Below are 23,117 nucleotides of genomic sequence, written 5' to 3'. Positions count from 1 at the left end.
CTCGACGTGCTCGACAACAACGCCGGCATCCTCGTTGCCGGTCGCCTGGATGCGATCTCACCCGAGGCGGTCGCCAGCCAGATCGATATCGACGTCACCGGTGTGACGCTGGGCGCGCAGGCGGCGTTCCCCTATCTCAAGGCGACGCCCGGTGCACACCTAGTAAACATCTCCTCGGCCTCGGCGATCTACGGTCAGCCCGAGATCGCGACGTACTCGGCCTCCAAGTTCTACGTCGCCGGCCTGACCGAGGCGCTGGAGCTCGAGTGGCAGAAGGACGACATCCGCGTCGTCGCGATCTGGCCGCTGTGGGCGAAGACCGCTCTGGCCGACGCCGATTCGAAGTCGGCGAAGACGCTGGGCATCCGGATCACCCCGGAGCAGATCGCCGACCGCGTGTGGGACTCGGTTCACCCGAGCAGCGCCGACAAGCTGATCCACCGCACGCACTACTCGGTGGGCATGCAGACGACGGTGCTCAACAACGCCAGCAAGGTGGTGCCGAACTTCCTCTCGCGCATTGTGAACAAGGTGATCGCGCAGGCCTGATCAGCGCATCACAGCTACGAAAGGGGCGCCCGCACAGTGAGTGCGGGCGCCCCTTTTCGATGCTGTGTTTAGCGGCGGTCGATGTCGATCAGGCCGAGCTCGGCAGCCTTCACGAGACGACGCGGAAGACGCTGCGGAACGCCGTTGATCTTAACTTCCTGCAGCGCGGGGTTCTCCGCCTTCCACTGCGAACGGCGGCTGTGGGTGTTGGCCCGCGACATGCGGCGCTTCGGTACGGCCATGGTTGTGCCCTTCTTTCACTCAAGTCCTGTGTCTGCGCCGACATCCCCGGGGCTGACCCGGTGGGCGCGCAACCCGACCAGAATACAGGCGAAGGGCCGTCGGGACCAAAACGAGCCCCCGCCGCGACGCGCTAGGCCGACCCTGCGATTCCGACGACGACCACGAAGACCAGATACACGACGATGATGGCCGTGCTGATCCCACCGAGAATCGTCCCGGCGATAGCCATTCCGCGGTTGCTGCCGCCGGAGAGCGGATCGGCGTTGGACTTGCGCCAGCTGATGATGCCCAGGATCAGTCCGACCGGTCCGGGGAGGCAGCACACGAACCCGAGAATGCCGAAGATCAGGGCGGCGATCGCCAGCGGGTCGCTCTGCGACGACTGGACCGGATAAGCCGGGTAGCCATAGGCGGCGTTGTACGGATCCGCCGTCGCGCCCGGGTATCCGGTGGGCTGGTAGGCCGGCGCCCCGTAGCCGGGTGCCTGCGTGCCATAGACCGGCGGCGGCGAACCGTAGACCGGGGGCGGTGCCGCGGAGTAATCCGGCGTGGGCGCAACGTATCCAGGCGGCGGACCCACAGGCGGTACCGGATCGGGAGCGGCCGAGGATTTGCTGAGGTTGACCGAAGTCCATTCGTCACCGGCGTTGTGCGGTTCGCTCATGCTGCGGGCTTCTCCGTTCCTGGCGGCTAGTTGAGTGCGTCTGCGGCGATGGCGACGACGAGCAGTGCTGCGATCAGAATCTGCACCACACCGACCACGATGCCGATAATCGCCATCGCCTTGCTCGCGCCGTGGGGGTTGGGATCGGCATTGACCTGCTTGAGTCCGAAGACACCGAGCAGAATCGCCGCCAACCCTGTGACGAACCCCGACACGAGGAAGCAGAAGGTGAGGAACAGTCCGACGATCCCGACGCACAGCGCTGCCACGGACAAGCCATTGGTCGATGGCTTCACGGGGTACGCCGGGTACCCGGGCGCAGCATAGGCCGAACCGTAGGCCGCCGCGTACGAGTCTTGCGGCCGGTATGCAGGGCCGGGATATCCCGCCGACTGAGCGGGATAGGCCGGGCTCGGCTGCGCCGGGTATCCCGCCGACTGTGCGGGATAGGCCGGGCTCGGCTGCGCCGGGTATCCCGCCGACTGTGCGGGATACCCCGGGCTCGGCTGCGCTGGGTATCCCGGGTTCGACTGCGCTGGCTCACCTGCACTCGCCGACTGCGGCTCCGATTGGGCCTGGGCCGTCCCGTCCTTCTGCCACTGCGCGAGGTAGCTGTCGTGCGATTGCTGCAGATAGCCCGGCTGCGGCTTCGTCAGATAGTCCGCTGCGGCCTGCTCCTGCCCGGCTGGGAATCCCTGTGCCGGGTACGCCACCCGATCGGAGTAGTACACCGCGTCGGCGGGTGGCGGCTGGTCACCCGCAGCGTCGTTGCGCGGCTCGTCGGGGTTCTCGGGGGCACTCACTGCAATCCTTATGTCGATGACTGGCGATAGCTCAAAAGCTACCGCAAACCGGGCAAGTGGTGCCGGTGAGAGTCGTCTCGGTGCCTCCGTCGCGGCCCCTATCCCAAGGCGACGGCGATCACCGTGATCACCGGAATCGACGCCAACGTGGTGACCAGTGCCGAGTCTCTGGCCAATGACCGGCCGCGCTGGTAGCGGACCGCGTAGACCAGCACGTTCTGCGCCGTGGGAAGCGCGGCGATGACCACCTGCGCGAACAAGTGGTGCCCATCGAGCCCGAACCCCCACCGCGCCACGGCGTAGGCGAGGGCGGGCATGACCAGCATCTTGAGGACGGCGACCAACGCGACGTCGCTGGAGGTACTCGCCGTCGGCGATTCGGGGGCTCTATCGTCGTCGGCCGTCGATTTCCGGCCAGCGGCCAGGGACAGCCCGAACACCACCAGGGCCAGCGGCACCGACGCCTCGCCGAGCATGCGGAACGGGTCCATGAGCGCTTGCGGCGGGTGCCATCCAAATCCGGACACGACCAATCCGGCAGCACCGCCGACGAGGATGGGATTGGTCAGCGGCGTGACGATCGCGTCACGCCACACGTTGCCCCTGCCGCCGCTCAGCGTCGACAGGTCGAGGGCGATCAGCGCCATCGGCGAATAGATGAGGATCTGGAACAACAGGAGCGGGGCGATGAACGACCGGTCGTCGAGGACGTACATCGCGATCGGGACGCCGAGGTTCACGCTGTTCACGTACGACGACGAAAGCGCACCGATCACCAGCTCCGGCACCGCGCGGTGCAGCCATAAACGGGCGACGACGACGTAGAGGAGGCCGACGACCAGCGCCGTCCCACCCGCGATGACCAGCGTCGACGAGAAGACATCGCGCAGATCCGACGTCACCAGCGCGTGGAAGAGCAATGCGGGGGTGCAGACGAAGAACACCAGCCGCGAGAGGACGTCGGTGCCGGTAGGGCCAAGGGTGCCCGAACGGCCCAGGACATAGCCGATCCCGATCACCAAGAAGATGACGGTGAATCCCGACACAACGCCTGACACTGCCGTCAGAGTAGTCCTGGGTTTTTCGGCTACCGACCTCGACGCCCTCGCAAGTAGTCGCCGACGACCGCGGCACCGAGACCGTCGACGTCGGGTGCCACGACACGGCCACCGATCCGACGCGCCACGCGGTCGATGAACATCGCCAGCCCCGGATCGTCGCCGAGACGGAAGATCGTGACCTGTGCCCCCATCCGCGCCACATGGTCGAGTTCGGCGACGGTCAGGCCGATTGTCTGCGGATGCGGCGGGTAGAAGAAGAACGGCTCACCCGACGGGTCCAGGTGTGCGGTGGGCTCACCGTCGGTGACGATCAGCACCACCGGCGTCGCATGCGGGAACCGACGCAGGTGCCGCTGTGCGAGTAGCAGCGCATGGTGCAGGTTGGTGCCCTGCTCCATCCGTGGCGACAACCCGGCAAGTTCCCCGACGTCAATGGTCCGCGCCTCCCGCCCGAACGCGATCACGGCCAGCTCGTCGGTGCGGAACCGCGTGGAGATCAGGTGGTTCAGGGCGATCGCGGTCCGCTTCATCGGCGTCCAGCGCCCCTCCATTTCCATGGAGAACGACGTATCGACGAGGAGTACGACCGCCGCTTGGCTGCGCGCCTCGGTCTCGGTGATCTCCACGTCGCCGACGTCGATCGCCACGCCGCTCCCCGGCACGAACCCGCCGGCTCCCGCTTCTCGCAGCACCGCGTTGGTGATCGTGCGGGACACGTCCCACGGCTCGGTATCGCCGAACGCCCACTCCCGGGTCGCCCCGGTCGGCTCGCCGAGCCTTCCCGACAGCCGCGTCGACCGTTCGCCGCGGCCGGTGAGGCGTTCGGCGATGTCGGCCAACACCGATTGCCCCAGCTGGCGCATCGCCTTGGGGCTCAAGCGCAGCTCACCGTCGGCGCCGCGTTCGAAGTAGCCCTGATCCCGCAGGGCCTTTTCCAGCTCCGCCAGGGTGCGGGCGTCGACGGCGGCATCGTCGCCCAACTGTCGCGCCAGCGCCTCCAGGTCGATGTCGGCGAGATCGGCACCGGCGTATTGCTGGCTCATCGCCTCACTGAGCTGGTCGAGTTCGGCGAGGTCGGCCATCGCCGCGGCGGCCTCCCCCAGACCCATCGGCTGATCGCCGGAGAACCCCTGCGAGCCGTTCCAGTCGAGATCGGGTCGGGCCAGGCGCAGCTGGTCGTCGACGCCGGCGAGCGCCGCCATCAGGTCGGGCGAACCGAACGCCTGTTGCGACAGTTGGTCCAGTTCTGCGCGCTGTTCGGGCGAGAGCGAGTTGTAGAACTGCTGCGCTGCCGCGCTGCGGCGGGCCAGCGATTCAACCAGCTCGTCGGTATTGCGCGGGTTCTCCGGGAAGAACTGGCCGTGTTTGTCCATGAACTCGGCGAATTCGTCGGTGGTGTCCTCACCGCGGTTGTGTTTGGCCAGCAACTCGTTCAGATCCGCCAGCATGTCGGTGATCGCTTGCCGGTCGTTCTCGTCGGCCCCCTCGAGGGCCTCTTTCATCCCGGCGAAGCGCTGCTCGAGCAACTCCCGCCCGAGCAGGTCGCGAATCTTCTCGAAGTCCTCGCGCGCCTGCGCGCTGCGCCACTGGTATTCACCCAGTTCGTTGACGGCGGCCGCGGTCGACGGCGGCAGGTTGCCCAGTTGCATCTCGGCGAACCGGGCGTCGTCGTCGAGGTCACGGGCCAGCTGCTTGCGTTCTTCGAGGACGGCGCGGTCGAGCAGCTCCCGGATCTCCTGGAACGTCCCGTCGAGATTGCGGTTGCGCAGCATCTCGTTGCGGCGCCGATTGATCCGCTCGCGCAGTTCGTCGAGGCCGCGCATCCCCGGCATACCGCGGCGCAACAACTCTCGGATCGCCCGGCGGGGCGACGATCCGGCCATGACGTCGGCACCGATCTCGTCGAGCGCCTCGCGCAGGTCCAACGGCGGTGCCAGGGGATCGGGCCCACCGCGGTAGCGGTCGTAGCGCGACCGGTGGAAGTTGCGCCGGTTGCGCCCGGGTTCGGCGTCGGGGGTGTGCTGCGGCATCGGCGGTTCGCTATCCGTAAACGGTCTGGCCCTCGTCGTCGGCCTCTTTGCCGATCCGACGGGCCAGGAACAGGCCTTCCAGGGCCAACTCGACGGCGGCGGCACACTCCCCGTCGGTCTGGGCGTCGAACCGTGCGGCGATCGCCTCGACGGTCTTGCCGACGGGCTCGTCGGCCGGTAGCGACCCCAGTAGGTCCGCCGCCGACACGCGGTCACCAGTCACGACCGGATGACCGTCTTCAAGCGCGACGACCAGTGGCGCGAGGTCGATCCCGCCCAGGTGTTCGCGCACGGTGTCGGCCACCGACTTGCGGAGCAGGTGCGCGAGGATCTCGAGTTCGCGCCCCTCCTCCCCCGACTCGAACTCGATCTTGCCGCGCAGCACCTCGACCACCGATTCCAGGTCGACGACCCGCGCCACAGCGGTCTCCTCACCGAGAACGGCAGCCCGGTGCAGTGCCGCTGCCGCAACTGTCTCCGCACCGGCGATCGCGAAGCGCGCTGACACGCCCGAGCGCTGGTCGATGGCCGGGTTCTCGCGGGTGTAGCGGGTGAAGCGCGCCAGGATCTCCAGAAGGTAGTCGGGCACGGTGGCCAGCAGGTCGGCCTCCTGCTCGATCACGCCGATCTCGTCGTCGAGCTCGATCGGGTAGTGGGTGCGGATCTCCGCGCCGAAGCGATCCTTGAGTGGCGTGATGATCCGGCCGCGGTTGGTGTAGTCCTCGGGGTTGGCACTGGCCAGCACCAACACATCGAGGGGAAGCCGCAACGAGTAGCCGCGGACCTGGATGTCGCGCTCCTCCATCACGTTGAGCATCGACACCTGGATGCGCTCGGCGAGGTCGGGCAGCTCGTTGATGGCGACGATTCCGCGGTGGGCGCGCGGGATGAGGCCGAAGTGGATGGTCTCCGGGTCGCCGAGGCTGCGCCCTTCTGCGACCTTCATCGGGTCGATGTCGCCGACGAGGTCGGCCACCGATGTGTCCGGTGTCGCCAGTTTCTCGCTGTAGCGCTCACTGCGATGGCGCCACTCAATCGGCAGGTCGTCGCCCAGCTCGGCGGCACGGCGCTGCGACGCCGGGGTGATCGGCTCAAACGGGTGCTCCCCCAACTCGGCGCCCGCGATCACCGGTGTCCACTCGTCGAGCAGCCCGGCGATGGTGCGCAGGATGCGGGTCTTGCCCTGGCCGCGCTCACCGAGCAACACGACGTCGTGGCCGGCGAGCAGCGAGCGCTCCAGCTGCGGGATCACCGTCGACTCCAGGCCGACGATGCCGACCCACGGGTCGTCGCCGTTGCGCAGCGCGGTCAGCAGGTTGTGCCGGATCTCGTCGCGCAGATGTCGCTGTACATGGTCGCTGGACCGCAACTCCCCGACAGTGCGCGGGGACGGAGCGGGACTGGACGTCGCAGTGTTGGCCACGGTTCCAACGTACCCGCCGACCGAGCCCCCGCAGCAACGCTTGCGTTTGCTGCGGCGTCCACGCCCGCGGTGAACGCCGTCAGTGCGCGAAGTGGCGCGCCCCGGTGAGGTAGAGGGTGACCCCGGCCTGCTCGGCGGCGGCGATGACCTCTTCGTCGCGAATCGAGCCACCCGGCTGCACGACGGCGCGCACGCCGCCGTCGATGAGTACTTGCAGGCCGTCGGCAAACGGGAAGAACGCATCCGACGCGGCGACCGAACCCCTCGCGCGGGCACCGGCGCGCTGCACGGCCAGGTGCGCGGAGTCGACGCGGTTGACCTGTCCCATCCCGACGCCCACCGATGCGCCGGCGACGGCGAGCAAAATGGCGTTGCTCTTCACCGCGCGGCAAGCCCGCCAAGCGAACTCGAGATCGGCCAATGTCGCGATGTCGGCCGCCTCCCCGGCGACGAGACGCCAATTCGACGGGTCGTCGCCATCGGCGTCAAGGACGTCGCGCTGCTGCAGCAATAGACCGCCGGAGATCGGCCTCATCTCGACGCCGGTCCGCGACGGCGGGTTCGCGACGAGGATCCGCAGATTCTTCTTCTTCGCCAGGATCTCGACAGCGCCATCGGCGTACCCGGGCGCGATGATGACCTCGGTGAAGATCTCGGCGACCTGCTCGGCCATCTCGACACTCACCTCGCGGTTGGCTGCGATGACGCCGCCGTACGCGCTGACCGAGTCGCACTCGTGGGCCTTGCGATGTGCCAGCGCGATGTCGGCACCGACGGCGATCCCACACGGGTTGGCGTGCTTGATGATCGCGACGGCCGGCTCCCCGAAGTCGTGCGCGGCGCGCCACGCAGCGTCACCGTCGGTGTAGTTGTTGAACGACATCTCCTTGCCGTGCAACTGCTGCGCCTGCGCGAGACCGGCGGCGCCATCATGGTTCGCGTACAGGGCCGCGGCCTGGTGCGGATTCTCTCCGTAGCGCAGTACGGCAGTGCGGTCCCACGTGCCGGCGGCCCAGCCGGGGAACACCGATTCAGGTTCGGGCGCGACGACCGACGTCATCCAGGACGCGACGGCCACGTCGTAGTCGGCGGTGTGGCGGAACGCCTTTGCGGCCAGCCCCTGCCTCTGCGCCAACGCGAATCCCCCACCGGCTGCTGCGGCGGCGACCTCGTCGTAGTCGGCGGGGTCGACGACGACAGCCACCGACGGATGGTTCTTGGCGGCGGCGCGCACCATCGACGGTCCGCCGATGTCGATCTGCTCGATGCACTCGTCCGGCGATGCCCCCGAGGCGACCGTCTGCGTGAACGGGTACAGGTTCACCACGACCAATTCGAAGGGCGCGACGCCGAGTTCGTCGAGCTGCGCACGGTGGTCGTCTTTGCGGAGGTCGGCAAGGATGCCGGCATGCACGCGCGGGTGCAGTGTCTTGACCCGACCCTCTAGGCATTCGGGGAACTCGGTCAACTCCGACACCTCGACGACGGGGACCCCGGCCGCCGCGATCGTCTTCGCGGTCGAGCCGGTCGACACGAGTTCGACGCCCGAGCCGTGCAGCGCGGTCGCCAACTGCGCCAGGCCGGTCTTGTCATAGACACTGATCAATGCGCGTCGGATGGGCCGTTTGGTGTCGGTCACGGGATGTGAGCCTTTCGTCCGTCGGTGACCACCCCGCGGGTGGTGAGGGCTGTGACGACGTCGGCGAGCAGTACCCGCTCGACGGATTTGATGCGTTCGTGCAAGGTTTCCTCGGTGTCGTCGGGGCTGACCGCGACTGTTTCCTGGGCCAGGATCGGGCCGGTGTCGACCCCGTCGTCGACGAGGTGCACGGTCGTCCCGGTGACCTTGACACCGTAGTCGAGTGCGTCGGTGACCGCGTGTGCGCCGGGGAAGGCCGGAAGCAGTGCCGGGTGGGAGTTGACGACTCGCCCGGCGAAGCGGTGCAGGAAGGACGGCCCGAGGATCTTCATGAACCCGGCGGTCACTACCCACTCCGGTCCCACCGCGGCGACCTGCTCGGTCAGCGCGCGGTCCCAGTCGTCGCGGTCGGCGTAGTCACCCACGCGGCACGTGATCACCGGCAGATCCCGCTGGGCGGCGAGTTCGGCGGCGCGGCAGTCCCGGTCGACACCCACGGCCACGACGTCGAATGACGAGTCCTGCTGCACGGCGACGTCGAGCAGGGCGGCGAGCAACGACCCGGCTCCCGATGCCAAGACGACGACGGGCACCGTCACCTGATCGCCTCTGCCGTCACGAGCAGGAATTCTAGTCGGCCGCCTCGTCGTCGACGAACATGAGGTCTGCGTCGTCGACGAACATGAGGTCCTCGACGTCGACGACGGGGGCGTCGTCGTCGGGACGGTAGAACACCGGGGTCGGAACGCTCTGGTGAACCTCGGCCTGCGCCTCGTCGATAGCCTCGGTCCCCTCGTCGGCGTCGCTGGGCACCTGCTCCCGGCTCGCCGCGGCGGCGGCTCGGGCCGCCTTTGCCTCGTCGCCGATGGCGTGCAAGCCGGCCACGATCGCACCGACCACCATCAGTGCGCCGAAGGCGACCAACGCGACCAGCGGTCCCTCGGCACCGGCACGCCCCAACTCCCCCACCGTCCCGCCCGCAATGACAGTTGCAACGAGCAGGGCGGCCGCGGCGGCGGCAGCACTGATCGCGACACGGCGGAGGTTGCGCATCGGGTCGTGGTGGCGCATCTGCAGTGCCGCCCAAACGGCGACGCCCAGCGGCACGACCAGGACGGCGGCCCACAGGAAACGGATGGGCGGTGGGCCGGGCAGGATCGCGAGGATCGGCAGTGCGGGCACCGCTCCGGATTGCGGATCGAAGACGTCGACGGTCGCTGCGCCCATGTGGACCGGAGTGCCGAGTAGTGCGGCGGCCCCGTCGACAGCGAGATTCGGCAGATAGAGGAGCGACACCACGACCAGCCCGAGGTAACCGTCGAATCCGTTGCCCCCGGCGATGACCGCGGAGACCGACTGCCAATTGACGATCAGCAGCAGGCAAACGGCCACGGCTCCGGCACCCACCAGCATGAGTGCGGCGAGGACGCCGGTGCGGACCCCGGCGACGAGGTCGGTGAGCCGGTCACCGGTGATGCCCGCACGCTCGCACCATTCCCGCCAGTCGCGGCGACCGATACCGGCAAGGGTGCCACCGCCGTAGATGAGGACGGTCGAGGCAAACGCCCACAGCGCGTTGGGCGGGTTGACCGGCACCACCGAACTGCCGTCGAAGACCAGCGCCAGTGCAAGGGCGGTGATCAGCAGGGGCCCGCCGGCAGCTGCAGCGACGAGGGCGCCGAGGTCGGCCGGCGTGGTGCGCAGGCGGGCCGAGGGGCCGGCGTAGCGGACGACGGCGACGAACACTGCGATCGTGGGGAGCAGGGGCAGCGCGGAGATCTCGACGCCGCCGACCGAAAGCGGCACCTGGTGCAGGCACAGCCACGCCGACCCGAGGACCGCGCCGAAGGCGCCGAATCCACTGCCCGCCAGGGCCATCGTGACCGCGACGACCAGGGCCAGCAGTGCCAGCGCCACCACGGGCACCGCGAAGGCGACGATCACCAGCTCACGAGCCGTCCCCGCAGAGGCGACGGCGTGCTCGCGCTGGGTTCGGCGCACCTGTCTCAGGCGTGCGGCGAGGGTTCCGGTCGGTCCATTCATCGCTGTTCAGCGTCGCAGCCCCGTCCGGCGAGGCGGAGCAGGCGCGCCGGGCGAGGGGAAAATCACTGTGCCCATACGAAAGCGCCCCGACCGAATCGGTCGGGGCGCCTTGCGATTACGCGGTCTGGCGACCGGCTAGTGCTGGTGCTCGCCGGTGTTGATCACCGTCGTGGAGGTGCCGTCGCCGACGGTGGCGGTGGCACCGGTGTCGACGATCTGCGTGGTCTCCGAAGCCGTGGACTCGGCGGGCACGGCGGCCTCGGGCGCCGCGACGGGTTCCGGCGCAGTCGGGTAGGCGTAGCCCTGTGCCGGGGTCGGCGCGGGAGCCGCTGCTGCCGCAGGTGCGGGAGCGGCAGCGGTGGTGGACTCGGCTGCGGTCTCCGACGACTCGTCGGCTTCGGAGCCCGGCTCGGGAGCAATCTTCACCTTGCCGAGGGTCACGATCAGCCAGAAGATCGCGACGCCCAGGGTGAGCAGGCCGAAGAAGATGCTCACCCAGATGACGGCCTTGCTGCTGCCGAACCAGGCATCGAGGATGAGGACACGCGCCAATCCGCCGGCGAAGGCGACCGCGGCCACCGCGGTGACCACCGTCGCAAGCACCTTCTCCTTGGCGAGTCCGGCCGAACCGGCGATCGCGCTGAGAACGATCAGGATGATCGCCCACTCCAGGTTGAAGGTCGAGGCGAAGAACCCGAGGACGAAAAGAATCACCGCGAGCCCGAGCGTGGTGAAGGCGAGGATCTGCGCGATGTTCGACGGCAGCCCCTGGCTCGGCGGCTTCGGCGGGGTGTACGCATGCGGCTGGCCGTAGTAGCCCTGCTGACCGTAGTAGCCCTGCTGGCCGTACGCCTGCGGGTCGTAACCCTGCTGCTGGCCATGCGCCTGCGGCTGGCCATAGCCCTGCTGACCGTAGCCCTGCTGGCCATAGCCCTGCTGGCCGTACCCCTGCTGACCGTAGGCGTGCTGCTGACCGTAGGCCTGCGGGTCATAACCCTGGTGGGCGTAGGCCTGCTGGGCGTAAGCCTGCTGGCCATAGGCCGACGGATCGTGCGGGGCGGGCTGCTGGCCGTAGCCGCTAGGTGGGTAACTCATGTGCGTACTGACTCCTCGGTTGTTTCCCCCGGCGCCATAAGAGGTTGCGGGGCGCCAGCGCTCCAGGCTAGTACATCGCCGCGACGAGCGCCGTTCGCGAGGAGCTCGGTGTCAGCAGCCGGCCCTGGTCAGCACGGCGCGGGCCTGGTTCAAGACCGGGCCGTCGATCATCTTGCCGTCGTGGGTGAACACCCCGGAGTGGTCGTCGGCCGCGGTGACTAGGGCGGTGGCCCACTCGATCTGCTCGGCGGTGGGACGGTAGGCGTCGCGGATCGTGACGACCTGCGACGGGTGGATGCACGCCGTTGCGTGGTACCCGAGCGCCACTGCGTCGAGCACCTCGTCGCGCAGGCCCTCCACGTCGTCGATGTCCAGGTGCACCGCGTCGACCGCGAATCGGTCGTTGGCGGCGGCGGCCAGTCGCACCGCCGCGCGGACGTAGCGAGGCAGATCGCGGTAGGTGCCGGCCCGCGGCTCGTCGGGACTGAACCGCGACGACGATCCGCCCAGCCCGGCCACGAGGTCCTCGGCCCCCCACATCAAACCGATGACGTTGGGTGCGGCAGCGATCTCGTTCACGTTGACCGCGCCCAGTGGGGTCTCGATCAGTGCGATCGTCTGCATCTCGGTCCGAGCGACTTCATCGGCCGTCTGCGCCTTGGCCACCATCACGACGCGGTAGGTCGTCTCGGCGATGGCGGCGAGATCGCGACGCGCCTCACCGGTCGTCGACGCGTTGATCCGGACGATCGTGCGATCAGGATCGAGCTGGTTGGCGACGAGGGCCTCCCGCGCGGCCTCGCGACGATCCGGCGCGACGGCGTCCTCGAGGTCCAGAATGACCACGTCGGCGCGCTCGGCGGCCTTGTTGTAGCGCTCCGGCCGATCAGCCGGGCAGAACAGCATCGCGGGGCCCGGCGGACTCCATCGGAAATCAGACATTCCACTCGTGGGCATGGTCTGAACGTACTCCTTTCGACTAGGGATCAGTCCGCGCCTGGCCGCAACCGCACCAGCGTGGACCGGGCGGCACGCGCGACGACGGTGCCGTCCTGATTGCGCCCGACGTGGACCAACTCGACGACGCCCTCGCCGGGCCGTGACTTCGACTCCCGTTTACCGGTGCACTCGGTCTCCGCGTACAGGGTGTCGCCGGCGAACATCGGGGCGGGGAACGCGATCTCGGAGAAACCCAGGTTCGCGACGAGGGTGCCCTGCGTGAGTTGCGCCACCGACAGGCCGACGATGGTCGACAGGGTGAACATCGAATTGACCAGCCGCTGACCGTCGAATCCGGGCTGGGTGGCCGCGAATGCGGCGTCGAGGTGTAGCGCCTGGGTATTCATGGTCAGGGTCGTGAACAGGACGTTGTCGGCCTCGGTGACGGTCCGGCCGGGCCGGTGCTCGTAGACCGTGCCGACCTCGAACTCCTCGAACCACAGCCCGCGCTGCGTGACGCGCCGTTCGCCGGTCACGCCGGGAGACCCAACGAGCGGGCGATCAGCATGAGTTGGACCTCGGTGGTCCCCTCGCCGATCTCCAAGATCTTCGAATCCCGGTAGTGCCGGGCGACGGGGTACTCGTTCATGAACCCGTAGCCGCCGTGGATCTGCGTCGCCATCCGCGCGTTGTCCATCGCGGCCTCACTGGCCACCATCTTGGCGATGGCGGCTTCCTTCTTGAACGGCTTGCCCGCCAGCATCTTGGCGGCGGCATCGTAGTAAGCGGTCCGGGCGACGTGGGCGCGGGCCTCCATCCGCGCGATCGCGAACGACACCGACTGGTATTGCGCGATCGGCTTGCCGAACGATTGGCGCTCCTGCGCGTAGCGGACGCTCTCATCGACGCAGCCCTGCGCGGCACCGGTGGCCAGGGCTGCGATCGCAATGCGCCCCTCGTCGAGGATCGACAGGAAGTTGGCGTACCCGCGCCCACGCTCGCCGAGCAGGTTCTCCGCGGGCACGCGGGCGTCGGAGAAGCTCAGCGGATGGGTGTCCGATGCATTCCAGCCGACCTTGTTGTAGGCCGGTTCTGCGGTGAACCCGGGGGTGCCCGACGGCACGATGATCGTCGAGATCTCCTTGCGCCCGCCATCGCGCGACCCGGTGACCGCAGTGACGGTGACCAGCGAGGTGATGTCGGTACCGGAGTTGGTGATGAACTGCTTGGACCCGTTGATCACCCATTCGTCGCCGTCGGCGACCGCAGTGGTGGCCGTCGCACCGGCGTCGGAGCCGGCCCCCGGCTCGGTCAGGCCGAACCCGGCCAGCCGTTTCCCCGTGACGAGGTCGGGAAGCCACGTCTGCTTCTGCTCCTCGGTGCCGAACCGGAAGATCGGCATGGCACCCAGACCGACGCCGGCTTCGAGGGTGATCGCTACCGACTGATCGACCTTGCCGAGTTCCTCCAGCGCCAGTGCGAGCGCGAAGTAGTCGCCACCCATCCCGCCGTACTCCTCGGGGAACGGAAGCCCGAACAGGCCCATCTGCCCCATCTGGGCCACGACCTCGTACGGGAAGCTGTGCTCCTCGTCGTGTTTGAGCGACACCGGTGCCACCACGGACCGCGCGAAGTCGCGCACCGTGTGCACCAGGTCGGTGTACTCCTGCGACAGTTCCACCGCAGAGCCGCCTTTCTTATCCGTCTGTCTCGTCAGTCTCGTCGGGAGTCACGTGCGCCAGCACCTGCTGGGCGGTCACCTTCTCCCCGGCCCCCACACTGATCGTCGCGACACCGGCGACCGGCGCGCGCAGCGTGTGCTCCATCTTCATCGCTTCGACGACGACGAGTGGCTCACCGGCGGAAACTGCCTGCCCGTCGACGCCGGGCACCGCGACGACAGTGCCGGGCATCGGGCTGCGGACGTCCCCGGCGGTCTGCTCCTCGTCGGAGGAAGCCAGCGCGTGCGCGAGCCGCATGATCCACGTGCCGTCCTCGCCGCAGACCCAGCGCTGGAGTCCGACGGATTTGACGACCCACCGGGACCCGACGCCGTCACAGCGGACTGTCACCGCGCCCGTGCGGGGCTTCACGTAGGCCGCGCCCGCCCACACCGACTCACCCTCCCCGTTGACGATGGTCGCGTCGGCGTGCAGCGTGCGGGTGTCCGAGTCGGTGACCCGCGCGCTCACCGTGTACCGGTGGCCGTCGCAGTCGAGGCGGGTCACCACGGGCGACGGCGCGCCTATCCGGAAGCCGATAGCACTGCTCCACACGTCGTCGGAGGTACCGAGCGGCAGTGCGCCGAGCGCACCCGCGATCAGTGCGGCCGGTGTCGGTGACAGCGGCGCGTAGTCAGCCGCCAGCCGGTCGAGTAGTTCGGTGTCGAGGTCGCCGGAGCGCACCTGCGGTTGACGCAGAACGTATCGGCAAAAGTCGACGTTGGTGCCGACGCCGGCGAGAACGGTCTTTGCGAGCGCCTCGTCGAGCCGGTCGAGTGCGACGGTCCGGTCGGCGCCATGGCAGATGATCTTCGCGAGCATCGGGTCGTAGTCGGTGCCGATCACCGACCCGGCGTCGATGCCGGAGTCCACCCGCACCCCGGAAGTGTCCGCGGTCGCCGGCCATACCAGGGTGTTCACCGTGCCACCCGTGGGTAGGAATCCAGCCGCGGGGTCCTCGGCGTAAACCCGAGCCTCGACGGCGTGACCGTTGAGCACGATGTCGTCCTGGGTGATGCCGAGTCGTTCGCCGCGCGCCACCCGGATCTGCTGCTCGACCAGGTCGATGCCGGTGACCATCTCGGTGACCGGGTGCTCCACCTGCAGCCGTGTGTTCATCTCCATGAAGAAGAACTCGTCGGGCCGGTGGGCGGACACGATGAATTCGACGGTGCCGGCCCCGGTGTAGCCGACGCTGCGCGCCGCATCGCAGGCCGCGGTACCGATCCGCTCGCGCGTCGCCGCGTCCAGCAGTGCCGAGGGGGCTTCCTCGATGACCTTCTGGTGGCGACGCTGCAGGGAGCATTCGCGCTCGCCGAGGTGGATAACCGAGCCGTGTTCGTCGGCAAGGACCTGCACCTCGATGTGACGCGGGGTGTCGACGAAGTGCTCGAGGAACAGCGCGTCGTCGCCGAACGCACCGGCCGCCTCACGGCGCGCGGTGACAAGCGCATCGGGCAGGTCGGCGGGGTCGCCGACGCGGTGCATGCCCTTCCCGCCGCCTCCTGCGCTCGGCTTGATCAGTACAGGGAACCCGATTCCGGGGGCAGCGGCGATCAGCTCGTCGTCGGTAAGCCCGGGCCGCGACAGCCCCGGCACGACGGGTACTCCGCGCTGCGACACCGCGGCGCGCGCGGTGATCTTGTCGCCCATCGTCGCGATAGCCGACGCGGGCGGGCCGATGAACACGATCCCGGCGTCGGCCAGTGCCGCGGCGAAGTCCTGGTTCTCCGAGAGGAAGCCGTATCCCGGGTGTACTGCGTCGGCGCCCGACGCGACCGCCGCGGCAACCACCTTGTCGATGTCGAGGTAGCTCTGCGCCGCCGGTGCGGGCCCGATACGGACGGCGACGTCGGCCGCCACTACGTGCGGGGCATGCTCGTCGGCGTCGGAGTAGACCGCAATGGATCGCAAGCCCATGGCAGCCACCGTGTGAATCACGCGGCACGCGATTTCGCCGCGGTTGGCGATGAGGACGCTGTGGATCGGTTTAGTCATGTCTCACATCCGGAAGACGCCGTTGTTGACCGGTTCGAGGGGCGCATAGCGGCAGGCCTCCAGGGCCAGGCCGAGCACCGTGCGCGTGTCCGCGGGGTCGATGATGCCGTCGTCCCACAGCCGGGCCGTCGAGTAGTACGCATCGGACTGCCGCGCGAACTGCTCGTGGATCGGCGCTTTGAACGCGGCCTCCTCGTCAGCCGGCCACGTCTGGCCCGAGCGCTCGAACTGGGCCCGGCGCACGGTGGCCAGGGTGTCGGCCGCCTGGGGTCCGCCCATCACCGAGATGCGGGCGTTGGGCCAGGACCACAGGAACCGCGGCGAGTAGGCCCGGCCGCACATCGAGTAGTTGCCGGCGCCGAACGAGCCGCCGATCATCACCGTCAGTTTGGGCACGCGGGCGCAGGCGACGGCGGTGACCATCTTGGCGCCGTTCTTGGCGATGCCGCCCTCCTCGTAGGCGCGCCCGACCATGAATCCGGTGATGTTCTGCAGGAAGACCAGCGGGATCCGGCGGCGGTCGCACAGCTCGATGAAGTGCGCCCCCTTGAGTGCCGACTCGGAGAACAGGACACCGTTGTTGGCGACGAAGCCGACCGGGTGGCCGTGCACGCGGGCGAAAGCGGTGACCAGCGTCGTGCCGTAGCCGGCCTTGAACTCGGTGAACTCCGAGCCGTCGGACAGGATCTCGAGGACCTCACGCACGTCGTAGGGAATCCGCGGATCGGTCGGCACTGCGTCGTAAAGGTCGCGCTGGCTCCGCGTCGGTTCGACGGTCGGAGTGGTCTCCCACTGTGCCGACTCGCGCGGGCCGAGCGTGGCGACGATGTCGCGCAGTTTCATCAGCGCCTGCTCGTCGTTGTCGACAAGATGGTCGGTGACCCCGGAAACGGTCGAGTGCATGGTACCGCCGCCCAGGTCCTCGGCGGTGACGTCCTCGCCCGTGGCCGCTTTCACCAGGGGCGGCCCGGCCAAGAAGATGGTCCCCTGCTCGCGGACGATCACGTTCTCATCGCTCATCGCCGGCACGTAGGCGCCGCCGGCGGTCGAGGACCCGAGGACAGCGGCGAGCTGCGGGATGCCCGCCGCGCTCATCGTCGCCTGGTTGAAGAAGATGCGGCCGAAGTGGTCGCGGTCGGGGAAGACCTCGTCCTGCTGGAGCAGCATCGCGCCGCCAGAGTCGACGAGGTAGAGGCAGGGCAGCCGGTTGGCCGAGGCGATCTCCTGCGCGCGCAAGTGCTTCTTGACCGTCACCGGGTAGTAGGTGCCCCCGGAGACCGTCGCGTCGTTGGCCACGATCATGGTCTCGCGGCCGTGGATGCGCCCGATCCCGGCGACCACGCCCGCACTCGGCGCCTTGTCGTCGTACATGCCGTAAGCCGCCAGCGGCGCGATCTCCAGGAACGGTGATCCCGGGTCCAAGAGGGCGTCGATGCGGTCGCGGACGAGCAACTTGCCCCTCGACAGGTGCCGTTCCCGGGCCTTCTCGCCGCCACCGGCCGCGGCGACGGCGAGCCGTTGCCGCAGCGTTGCGACATTCTCTTCGTGCGCGACGCGGGGCGACGGCCCGCCCGACTGTTGTCCGGCCATGACACCCCTTCCCAACTCAACGAGTTTTCAGTTAGTGGTGATTAACTGAATGAGAGTTTAAGCGATGAGCCACGCACTTGTCACCCTCTTCGCAAACCGGCCGCGCCACGTGACGCGGCTCACATCGACTCGTACGCTTGGAGTAGGCCCGCAATACCCCGCGGACGCAACACGAAGGCCGGGTGATCCATGACCCTCGCTGACCGGGCACACGCCCCCTTCTCGCTCGACGACCGCTACACGCGCGACACCGGGACCGTGTACCTCACGGGTATTCAGGCCCTGGTCCGGATGATCGCCGACCGCGCGGTCCTCGATCGCCGTAGCGGCCGCCGCACCGCCTCCTTCATCTCCGGCTACGAAGGCTCGCCGCTGGCCGGCTACGACCTGGAAATCGCGAGGCGGCATTCATTGCTGGACCCGCTCGACATTGTCCACCGACCGGCCCTGAACGAGGAGATCGCGGCAACGTCGGTCATGGGCAGCCAGATCGCGGCCCGTGTCGGTGACTTGGCCGCCGACTCCACCGGGCAGCACCGCGACGGCATCGTCGGCTACTGGTACGGCAAGGCGCCCGGCCTCGACCGCGCCACCGATGCCCTACGTCATGCGAACCTGGTCGGCACCCACCCGGGCGGCGGGGCGGTGGCGCTCGTCGGTGACGACCCCGGCGCCAAGAGCTCCACCGTCCCGTGCGCGTCGGAAATGGCCCTGGCCGACCTCTACATCCCCATCCTCTACCCCGCCGACAGTGCCGACATCCTCACCTTCGGCGTGCACGCCGCCCTGATGAGCCGCACCTCCGGACTCTGGACCTCGCTCAAGATCTCCGCGCACGTTGCCGACGGCGCATCCACCGCAGTCGTCGACCCGGACATGCTCGTCCCCGACTTTGGCGGCCTGGGCACCAGCCCGCACGTTCCCAGCGGGATGATGCTGGGCGCCAACCTCATGGAGCTGGAGCAGAATCAACTGACCATCCGGCTGCCGCGGGCCAGGGAGTACGCACGGCTCAACGGCCTCAACCGGATCGTCGCGCACACCGCCGACGACCGAATCGGCATCGTCGCGGCCGGCAAGACCTACCTCGACGTGCGCGAGGCCCTGCGCCACCTCGGGATCGCCGACGCCGATCTGGGCCACCTGGGTATCCGCATCCTCAAGCTCGGCATGGTCTACCCGATGGAGACCGACATCCTCGACCGGTTCATCGACGGGCTCGACGAGGTCATCGTCGTCGAGGAGAAGCGCGACTTCATCGAGACGATGATGCGCGACATCCTCTTCCGGCGCCCCGGTGTGCCGGCAATCGTCGGCAAGACCCACGAGGACGGCTCGACGCTGTTCTCACGCTTCGGTGAGCTCGACGTCGACGCGGTGACCCGCGGCCTGGCCGACCGACTCGGACGCCACCACGGGATCGCCTCGGCGACGCGGTGGGTCGATGAGAACCGTCACCGCCACGAGCGCGTCAACCTGCCACTGGCGGTGCGCACGCCCTACTTCTGCTCCGGCTGCCCGCACAACAGCTCCACCAAGGTCGGGCCCGACACCCTTGTCGGCGCCGGGATCGGCTGTCACGCCATGGTTCTGTTGATGGGCCAACACCAGGTGGGCGATGTCACCGGCGTCACGCAGATGGGTGGCGAGGGTGCTCAGTGGATCGGGATGGCACCGTTCCTGGAGCAACGCCACTACGTGCAGAACATCGGCGACGGCACGTTCGCGCACTCCGGCTCACTGGCGTTGCGAGCCGCGGTCGCGTCCGGCGCCGACATCACCTACAAGCTCCTGTACAACGGGACCGTCGCGATGACCGGCGGCCAGGACCCGGTGGGCGGGATGACGCTGCCCCGGCTCGCCTCGCTGCTGCTCGACGAAGGGGTGGCACGCGTCGTCGTGACCACCGACGACGTCAAGCGCACCCGGGCAGTGGGCCTGCCGCGCACAGTGGACGTCCGCCATCGTGATGAGTTGCTCGACGTTCAGCGCGAGCTGGCCGCCACACCGGGCGTGACGGTCCTGGTGCACGACCAGTACTGCGCCGCCGAAAAGCGGCGCAAGCGCAAGCGCGGAGCCTTCGACACCCCGGCCCAGCGGGTCATGATCAACGAGCGCATCTGCGAGGGTTGCGGGGATTGCGGGGAGAAGTCGAATTGTCTCTCGGTGCACCCGGTGGCGACCGAGTTCGGCCGCAAGACGCAGATCGACCAGAGTTCCTGCAACTTCGACTTCTCGTGCCTGGCCGGCGACTGTCCCGCATTCGTGACGGTGGTCCCCGGTGCCGCCCGCCAACGACGGCGGGTGCACGACATCGGCGTCCACGAGGTGCCACCGCCCAGCTCCTCGTCGGCGGATTGCGCCCGCACCGTGCGCGTCACCGGCATCGGCGGCACCGGCGTCGTCACGGTGTCACAAATCCTGGCCACCGCCGCGGTCCTGGACGGGCATTGCGCGCGCACCGTCGACATGACCGGGCTGGCCCAGAAGGGCGGCGCCGTGGTCAGCGACCTGAAGATCTCCACCGGGCCGGTCGAGCAGGCGGCGAAGGTCGCCACCGGGGATTGCGACGTGTATCTGGCGTGCGACCAACTGGTCGCCACCGACCCGGCCAACCTGAAGGTGGCCTCACCGGACAAGACGGTGGCCGTTGTCTCGACGACGAGGGTGCCGACGGGCGCAATGGTCACCTCGACCCAGGTCGGTTTCCCCGCAACCGACCAGGTGCACTCGCTGATCGAGGAGAGTGTGGCGCGGGCGGTCTATTTGAACGCCGGAGCCCTTTCTGCGGAACTGTTCGACGACGAGCAGTACGCGAACATGCTGATGGTCGGCGCGGCGTATCAGACGGGAGCGCTGGGGATCACGGCCGAGTCGATCGAGCGGGCAGTCGCCCTCAACGGCGTCGCCGTCGAGGCGAACACCCAGGCGTTCCGGCGCGGGCGCCAAGCCGTCGCCGACCCGCAAGCACTGGCGCAGGCCGCCGAGGATGTCACCGTGGCGCGGCCGGAGTACGAACCGAGCGAATCGGCACGAACTGCCGTGAGCACCCTCGTCGGCCTCGGTGACGAGACCGCGGCGATCGTTGCGCATCGCTACGACGAACTGATCGCCTATCAGGGCGAGTCGTACGCGCAGGAGTACCTCGCCCACGTGGTCCGGGTGCACACCGCCGGGCTGGGCGACGACTTGACCGGCACGGTGGCTGCCAACCTGTACAAATTGATGGCCTACAAAGACGAATACGAGGTCGCACGCCTGACCGACGACGCCGGGTTCACCGCCGACGTCGAGAACGCCTTCGGCACCGATGCCCGCACCGCGGTGCGACTCCACCCGCCGGTGCTGCGGGCACTGGGGAGGCGGGAGAAGATCGCGTTCGGCGCACGATCGCGGCCGGTGCTGCGGGCACTGGCAAAGATGAAGCGCCTGCGCGGCACCGCCCTGGACCCGTTCGGCCACACCGAGGTCCGGCGCACCGAGCGCGCACTGGTGCTCGAGTATCGCGCCACCGTCGACGAACTGCTGGCCCGGTTGGGTGCGGCGCCCACGCCGGACCGGCTGGCCGCGGCGGCCGCAATCGCCGGGCTGCCCGACATGGTCCGCGGCTACGAGGGCGTCAAGATGCGCAATGTCCAGCAGTATCGGACCGAGGTCACCCGCCGACTCGCCGCGCTGGGCTGATCAACGGGCCGGTCGAGTCGACGGACCGGGCTAGTCGACGAGCCGGACGCCCAGAGCTGCTCGCGCCATGGCGGCCAGGAGAGCACGCAGCGCTGCCGCCGGGAACGGCGGCAGCATCGGCGAGGAGTTCAACAGCCCGAACATCGCGTGGACGCGGACCCGGGCCTCGTCCCGGCCGATCCGGGGCAGTTCGCCGGTGTCTGCACAGTCGAGCACGACGTCGACCCACAGCTCGACGTAGCGGCGCTGCAGCAGACGGACACGGTGATTGGCCGCCGGCGTCAACGAGGACAGGTCACGGTCCTGGACGGTGATGAGGTCGGGTTTGGTGACCAGCACATCGATGTGGAAGTCGATCAGCCGGACCAGCACTTCACCGGCGGGACCACCCGCAGCAATAGCGTCGTGCGCCCCGGCCAGCAGGCGTTCACTGATGTCGACGAGCATCTCGTCGAGCAGGGCGGACTTGGACTCGAAATGCCGGTACATGGCCGGTCCGCTGATCCCGACGGCGGCTCCGATGTCCTCCAGCCGGACGCCGGCAAAACCACTGCGCGCCATCAGGCGGGCCGCAGCCGCCAGGATCTCCGCTCGGCGTGCGGCCTTCGCCCGCCCGCGTGGTGTGGTCGGCGACCCGTCCTCACCATCCATTGATATGCAATACATCCTCGAGCGGCCGACGCGGCGCGGGGTTGAAGCCCTCTCCGGTGTAGTAGGCGACCGGCAGCAGGACACCCTGGGCGATGGTGTCGGGAATACCGAGGATCTGCGCCACCTCCTTCTCGTAGACCAGGTGCAGCGTCGTCCACGCCGAGCCGATCCCCCGAGCGCGCAGCGCGAGTTGCAGGCTCCACGCCCCCGGCAACAGCGACCCCCACAGGCCCGCCTGGTTGCCCTCCGGCAGTCCGGCCCGCCCGACGTGGATTGCGCCGATGACGAAGACGGGCACTTGGTCGAGAACCTCGGCGAGGTAGCTCGCACTCGACGCGACGCGCTGCCCGGTCTCATCCCGGTTTCCCTGGGCGGCGATATAGGGCGCGAACGACTTCCGGTACAGATCGGCGATCTGGCGCTTCTTCTCCGCGTCGTCGATCACGATCCAGTGCCAGCCCTGGCTGTTGCTGCCCGTCGGTGCCTGCAGCGCCACCTCCAGAGCCTCGCGGATGACGTCGAGCGGCACCGGGCGGTCGAGGTCGAGCCGCTTTCGCACCGAGCGCGTCGTCGTCAGGAGTTGATCGGGATCCAAGGGCAGGAGTTCAGTCATGACTCCTACTCTCCCACCGCAGACCCTGTACCCACCACACACCCCACAGATGCGGACCTGCCCCGCACCGTTTCGGTGCGGGGCAGGTCCGGTAGCGCTGGGTTGCCGGCGAGCGCGGCGTCAGGCCAGGTTCTCGAAGAGCCCCCGGGCCAGGCGAGCGGTCTCGCTCGGCGTCTTGCCGACCTTCACGCCGGCCGCCTCGAGGGCTTCCTTCTTCGCCTGGGCGGTACCCGAGCTGCCGGACACGATCGCGCCCGCGTGGCCCATGGTCTTGCCCTCCGGCGCGGTGAACCCGGCGACGTAGCCGACGACCGGCTTGGTCACGTTGGCCTGGATGTAGGCAGCCGCACGCTCCTCGGCGTCGCCGCCGA

19 protein-coding genes and 1 pseudogene are annotated in these 23,117 nt (G+C 68.7%); 2 read left to right on the top strand and 18 right to left on the bottom strand.

All coding sequences use genetic code 11. The features are described 5' to 3' along the window. On the top strand, positions 1-549 hold a 549-nt coding region (locus tag B4L26_RS00345; protein WP_290714429.1), incomplete at its 5' end, for an SDR family NAD(P)-dependent oxidoreductase. Between the two features lie 68 nt (positions 550-617). Here the strand turns inward: B4L26_RS00345 and rpmF are convergent. The 15 genes from rpmF to B4L26_RS00270 form a co-directional block, all read right to left on the bottom strand. Then, positions 618-791 (bottom strand): 50S ribosomal protein L32, encoded by a 174-nt coding sequence (gene rpmF, locus B4L26_RS00340; protein ID WP_290714428.1) that lies wholly within the window; start codon positions 789-791, stop codon positions 618-620. A gap of 131 nt (positions 792-922) precedes the next feature. Beyond that, complete coding sequence (locus B4L26_RS00335) at positions 923-1,456, bottom strand: DUF4190 domain-containing protein (RefSeq protein ID WP_290714427.1); 534 nt, start codon at positions 1,454-1,456, stop codon at positions 923-925. 26 nt (positions 1,457-1,482) lie between these two features. Continuing rightward, a complete protein-coding gene (locus B4L26_RS00330; protein ID WP_290714426.1) occupies positions 1,483-2,259 on the bottom strand; it encodes a DUF4190 domain-containing protein in 777 nt (258 codons plus the stop codon). A gap of 98 nt (positions 2,260-2,357) precedes the next feature. Next, positions 2,358-3,317 carry an AEC family transporter gene (locus tag B4L26_RS00325; protein ID WP_290714425.1) on the bottom strand — a complete coding sequence of 320 codons (960 nt, stop codon included), beginning with the start codon at positions 3,315-3,317 and terminating at the stop codon, positions 2,358-2,360. 29 nt (positions 3,318-3,346) lie between these two features. Then, positions 3,347-5,350, bottom strand: coding sequence for a vWA domain-containing protein (locus B4L26_RS00320; RefSeq protein ID WP_290714424.1), 2,004 nt, complete (start codon positions 5,348-5,350; stop codon positions 3,347-3,349). 10 nt (positions 5,351-5,360) lie between these two features. Continuing rightward, positions 5,361-6,773, bottom strand: coding sequence for a sigma 54-interacting transcriptional regulator (locus tag B4L26_RS00315; RefSeq protein ID WP_290714423.1), 1,413 nt, complete (start codon positions 6,771-6,773; stop codon positions 5,361-5,363). Positions 6,774-6,852: 79 nt separating this feature from the next. After that, positions 6,853-8,412: a bifunctional phosphoribosylaminoimidazolecarboxamide formyltransferase/IMP cyclohydrolase gene (gene purH, locus B4L26_RS00310; protein ID WP_290714422.1), complete on the bottom strand. Its 1,560-nt coding sequence runs from the start codon at positions 8,410-8,412 to the stop codon at positions 6,853-6,855. Then, the gene (gene purN, locus B4L26_RS00305; protein WP_290714435.1) at positions 8,409-9,005 is read right to left on the bottom strand and encodes a phosphoribosylglycinamide formyltransferase; all 597 of its coding nucleotides are present in this window, start codon (positions 9,003-9,005) and stop codon (positions 8,409-8,411) included. Before purN ends, purH begins: the two co-directional genes overlap by 4 nt. A gap of 37 nt (positions 9,006-9,042) precedes the next feature. Then, positions 9,043-10,455 (bottom strand): DUF6350 family protein, encoded by a 1,413-nt coding sequence (locus tag B4L26_RS00300; protein ID WP_290714421.1) that lies wholly within the window; start codon positions 10,453-10,455, stop codon positions 9,043-9,045. Between the two features lie 135 nt (positions 10,456-10,590). Beyond that, complete coding sequence (locus B4L26_RS00295; RefSeq protein WP_290714419.1) at positions 10,591-11,550, bottom strand: hypothetical protein; 960 nt, start codon at positions 11,548-11,550, stop codon at positions 10,591-10,593. Positions 11,551-11,661: 111 nt separating this feature from the next. Further along, complete coding sequence (locus tag B4L26_RS00290; RefSeq protein WP_290714418.1) at positions 11,662-12,507, bottom strand: HpcH/HpaI aldolase/citrate lyase family protein; 846 nt, start codon at positions 12,505-12,507, stop codon at positions 11,662-11,664. 29 nt (positions 12,508-12,536) lie between these two features. Then, positions 12,537-13,025, bottom strand: coding sequence for a MaoC family dehydratase (locus tag B4L26_RS00285; protein WP_290714417.1), 489 nt, complete (start codon positions 13,023-13,025; stop codon positions 12,537-12,539). Then, on the bottom strand, positions 13,022-14,170 hold the full coding sequence (locus B4L26_RS00280) for an acyl-CoA dehydrogenase family protein (RefSeq protein WP_290714416.1): 1,149 nt from the start codon (positions 14,168-14,170) through the stop codon (positions 13,022-13,024). The genes B4L26_RS00285 and B4L26_RS00280 overlap by 4 nt, the downstream gene beginning before the upstream one ends. 16 nt (positions 14,171-14,186) lie before the next feature. Then, the gene (locus B4L26_RS00275) at positions 14,187-16,208 is read right to left on the bottom strand and encodes an acetyl/propionyl/methylcrotonyl-CoA carboxylase subunit alpha (RefSeq protein ID WP_290714414.1); all 2,022 of its coding nucleotides are present in this window, start codon (positions 16,206-16,208) and stop codon (positions 14,187-14,189) included. A 3-nt stretch (positions 16,209-16,211) separates the two neighbouring features. Further along, the gene (locus B4L26_RS00270; protein WP_290714413.1) at positions 16,212-17,798 is read right to left on the bottom strand and encodes a carboxyl transferase domain-containing protein; all 1,587 of its coding nucleotides are present in this window, start codon (positions 17,796-17,798) and stop codon (positions 16,212-16,214) included. 189 nt (positions 17,799-17,987) lie between these two features. On the opposite strand from B4L26_RS00270, the gene B4L26_RS00265 reads away from it, so the two are divergent. After that, complete coding sequence (locus tag B4L26_RS00265; protein WP_290714412.1) at positions 17,988-21,482, top strand: indolepyruvate ferredoxin oxidoreductase family protein; 3,495 nt, start codon at positions 17,988-17,990, stop codon at positions 21,480-21,482. Between the two features lie 30 nt (positions 21,483-21,512). On the opposite strand, the gene B4L26_RS00260 is transcribed toward B4L26_RS00265, so the two are convergent. The 3 genes and pseudogenes from B4L26_RS00260 to B4L26_RS00250 all read right to left on the bottom strand — a co-directional run. Further along, positions 21,513-22,133: a TetR/AcrR family transcriptional regulator gene (locus B4L26_RS00260; protein WP_290714410.1), complete on the bottom strand. Its 621-nt coding sequence runs from the start codon at positions 22,131-22,133 to the stop codon at positions 21,513-21,515. Continuing rightward, positions 22,123-22,746, bottom strand: coding sequence for a nitroreductase family protein (locus tag B4L26_RS00255; protein ID WP_290714409.1), 624 nt, complete (start codon positions 22,744-22,746; stop codon positions 22,123-22,125). Before B4L26_RS00255 ends, B4L26_RS00260 begins: the two co-directional genes overlap by 11 nt. 120 nt (positions 22,747-22,866) lie before the next feature. Beyond that, a pseudogene (locus B4L26_RS00250) lies at positions 22,867-23,117 on the bottom strand (succinate--CoA ligase subunit alpha); the annotation flags it as partial.

Origin of the sequence: Gordonia sp. UBA7599 (assembly GCA_002477755.1) — a bacterium.
Lineage (GTDB): Bacteria > Actinomycetota > Actinomycetes > Mycobacteriales > Mycobacteriaceae > Gordonia.
Note: the sequence above shows the minus strand (reverse complement) of the source record. Positions and strands in the feature narration are given on the sequence as shown.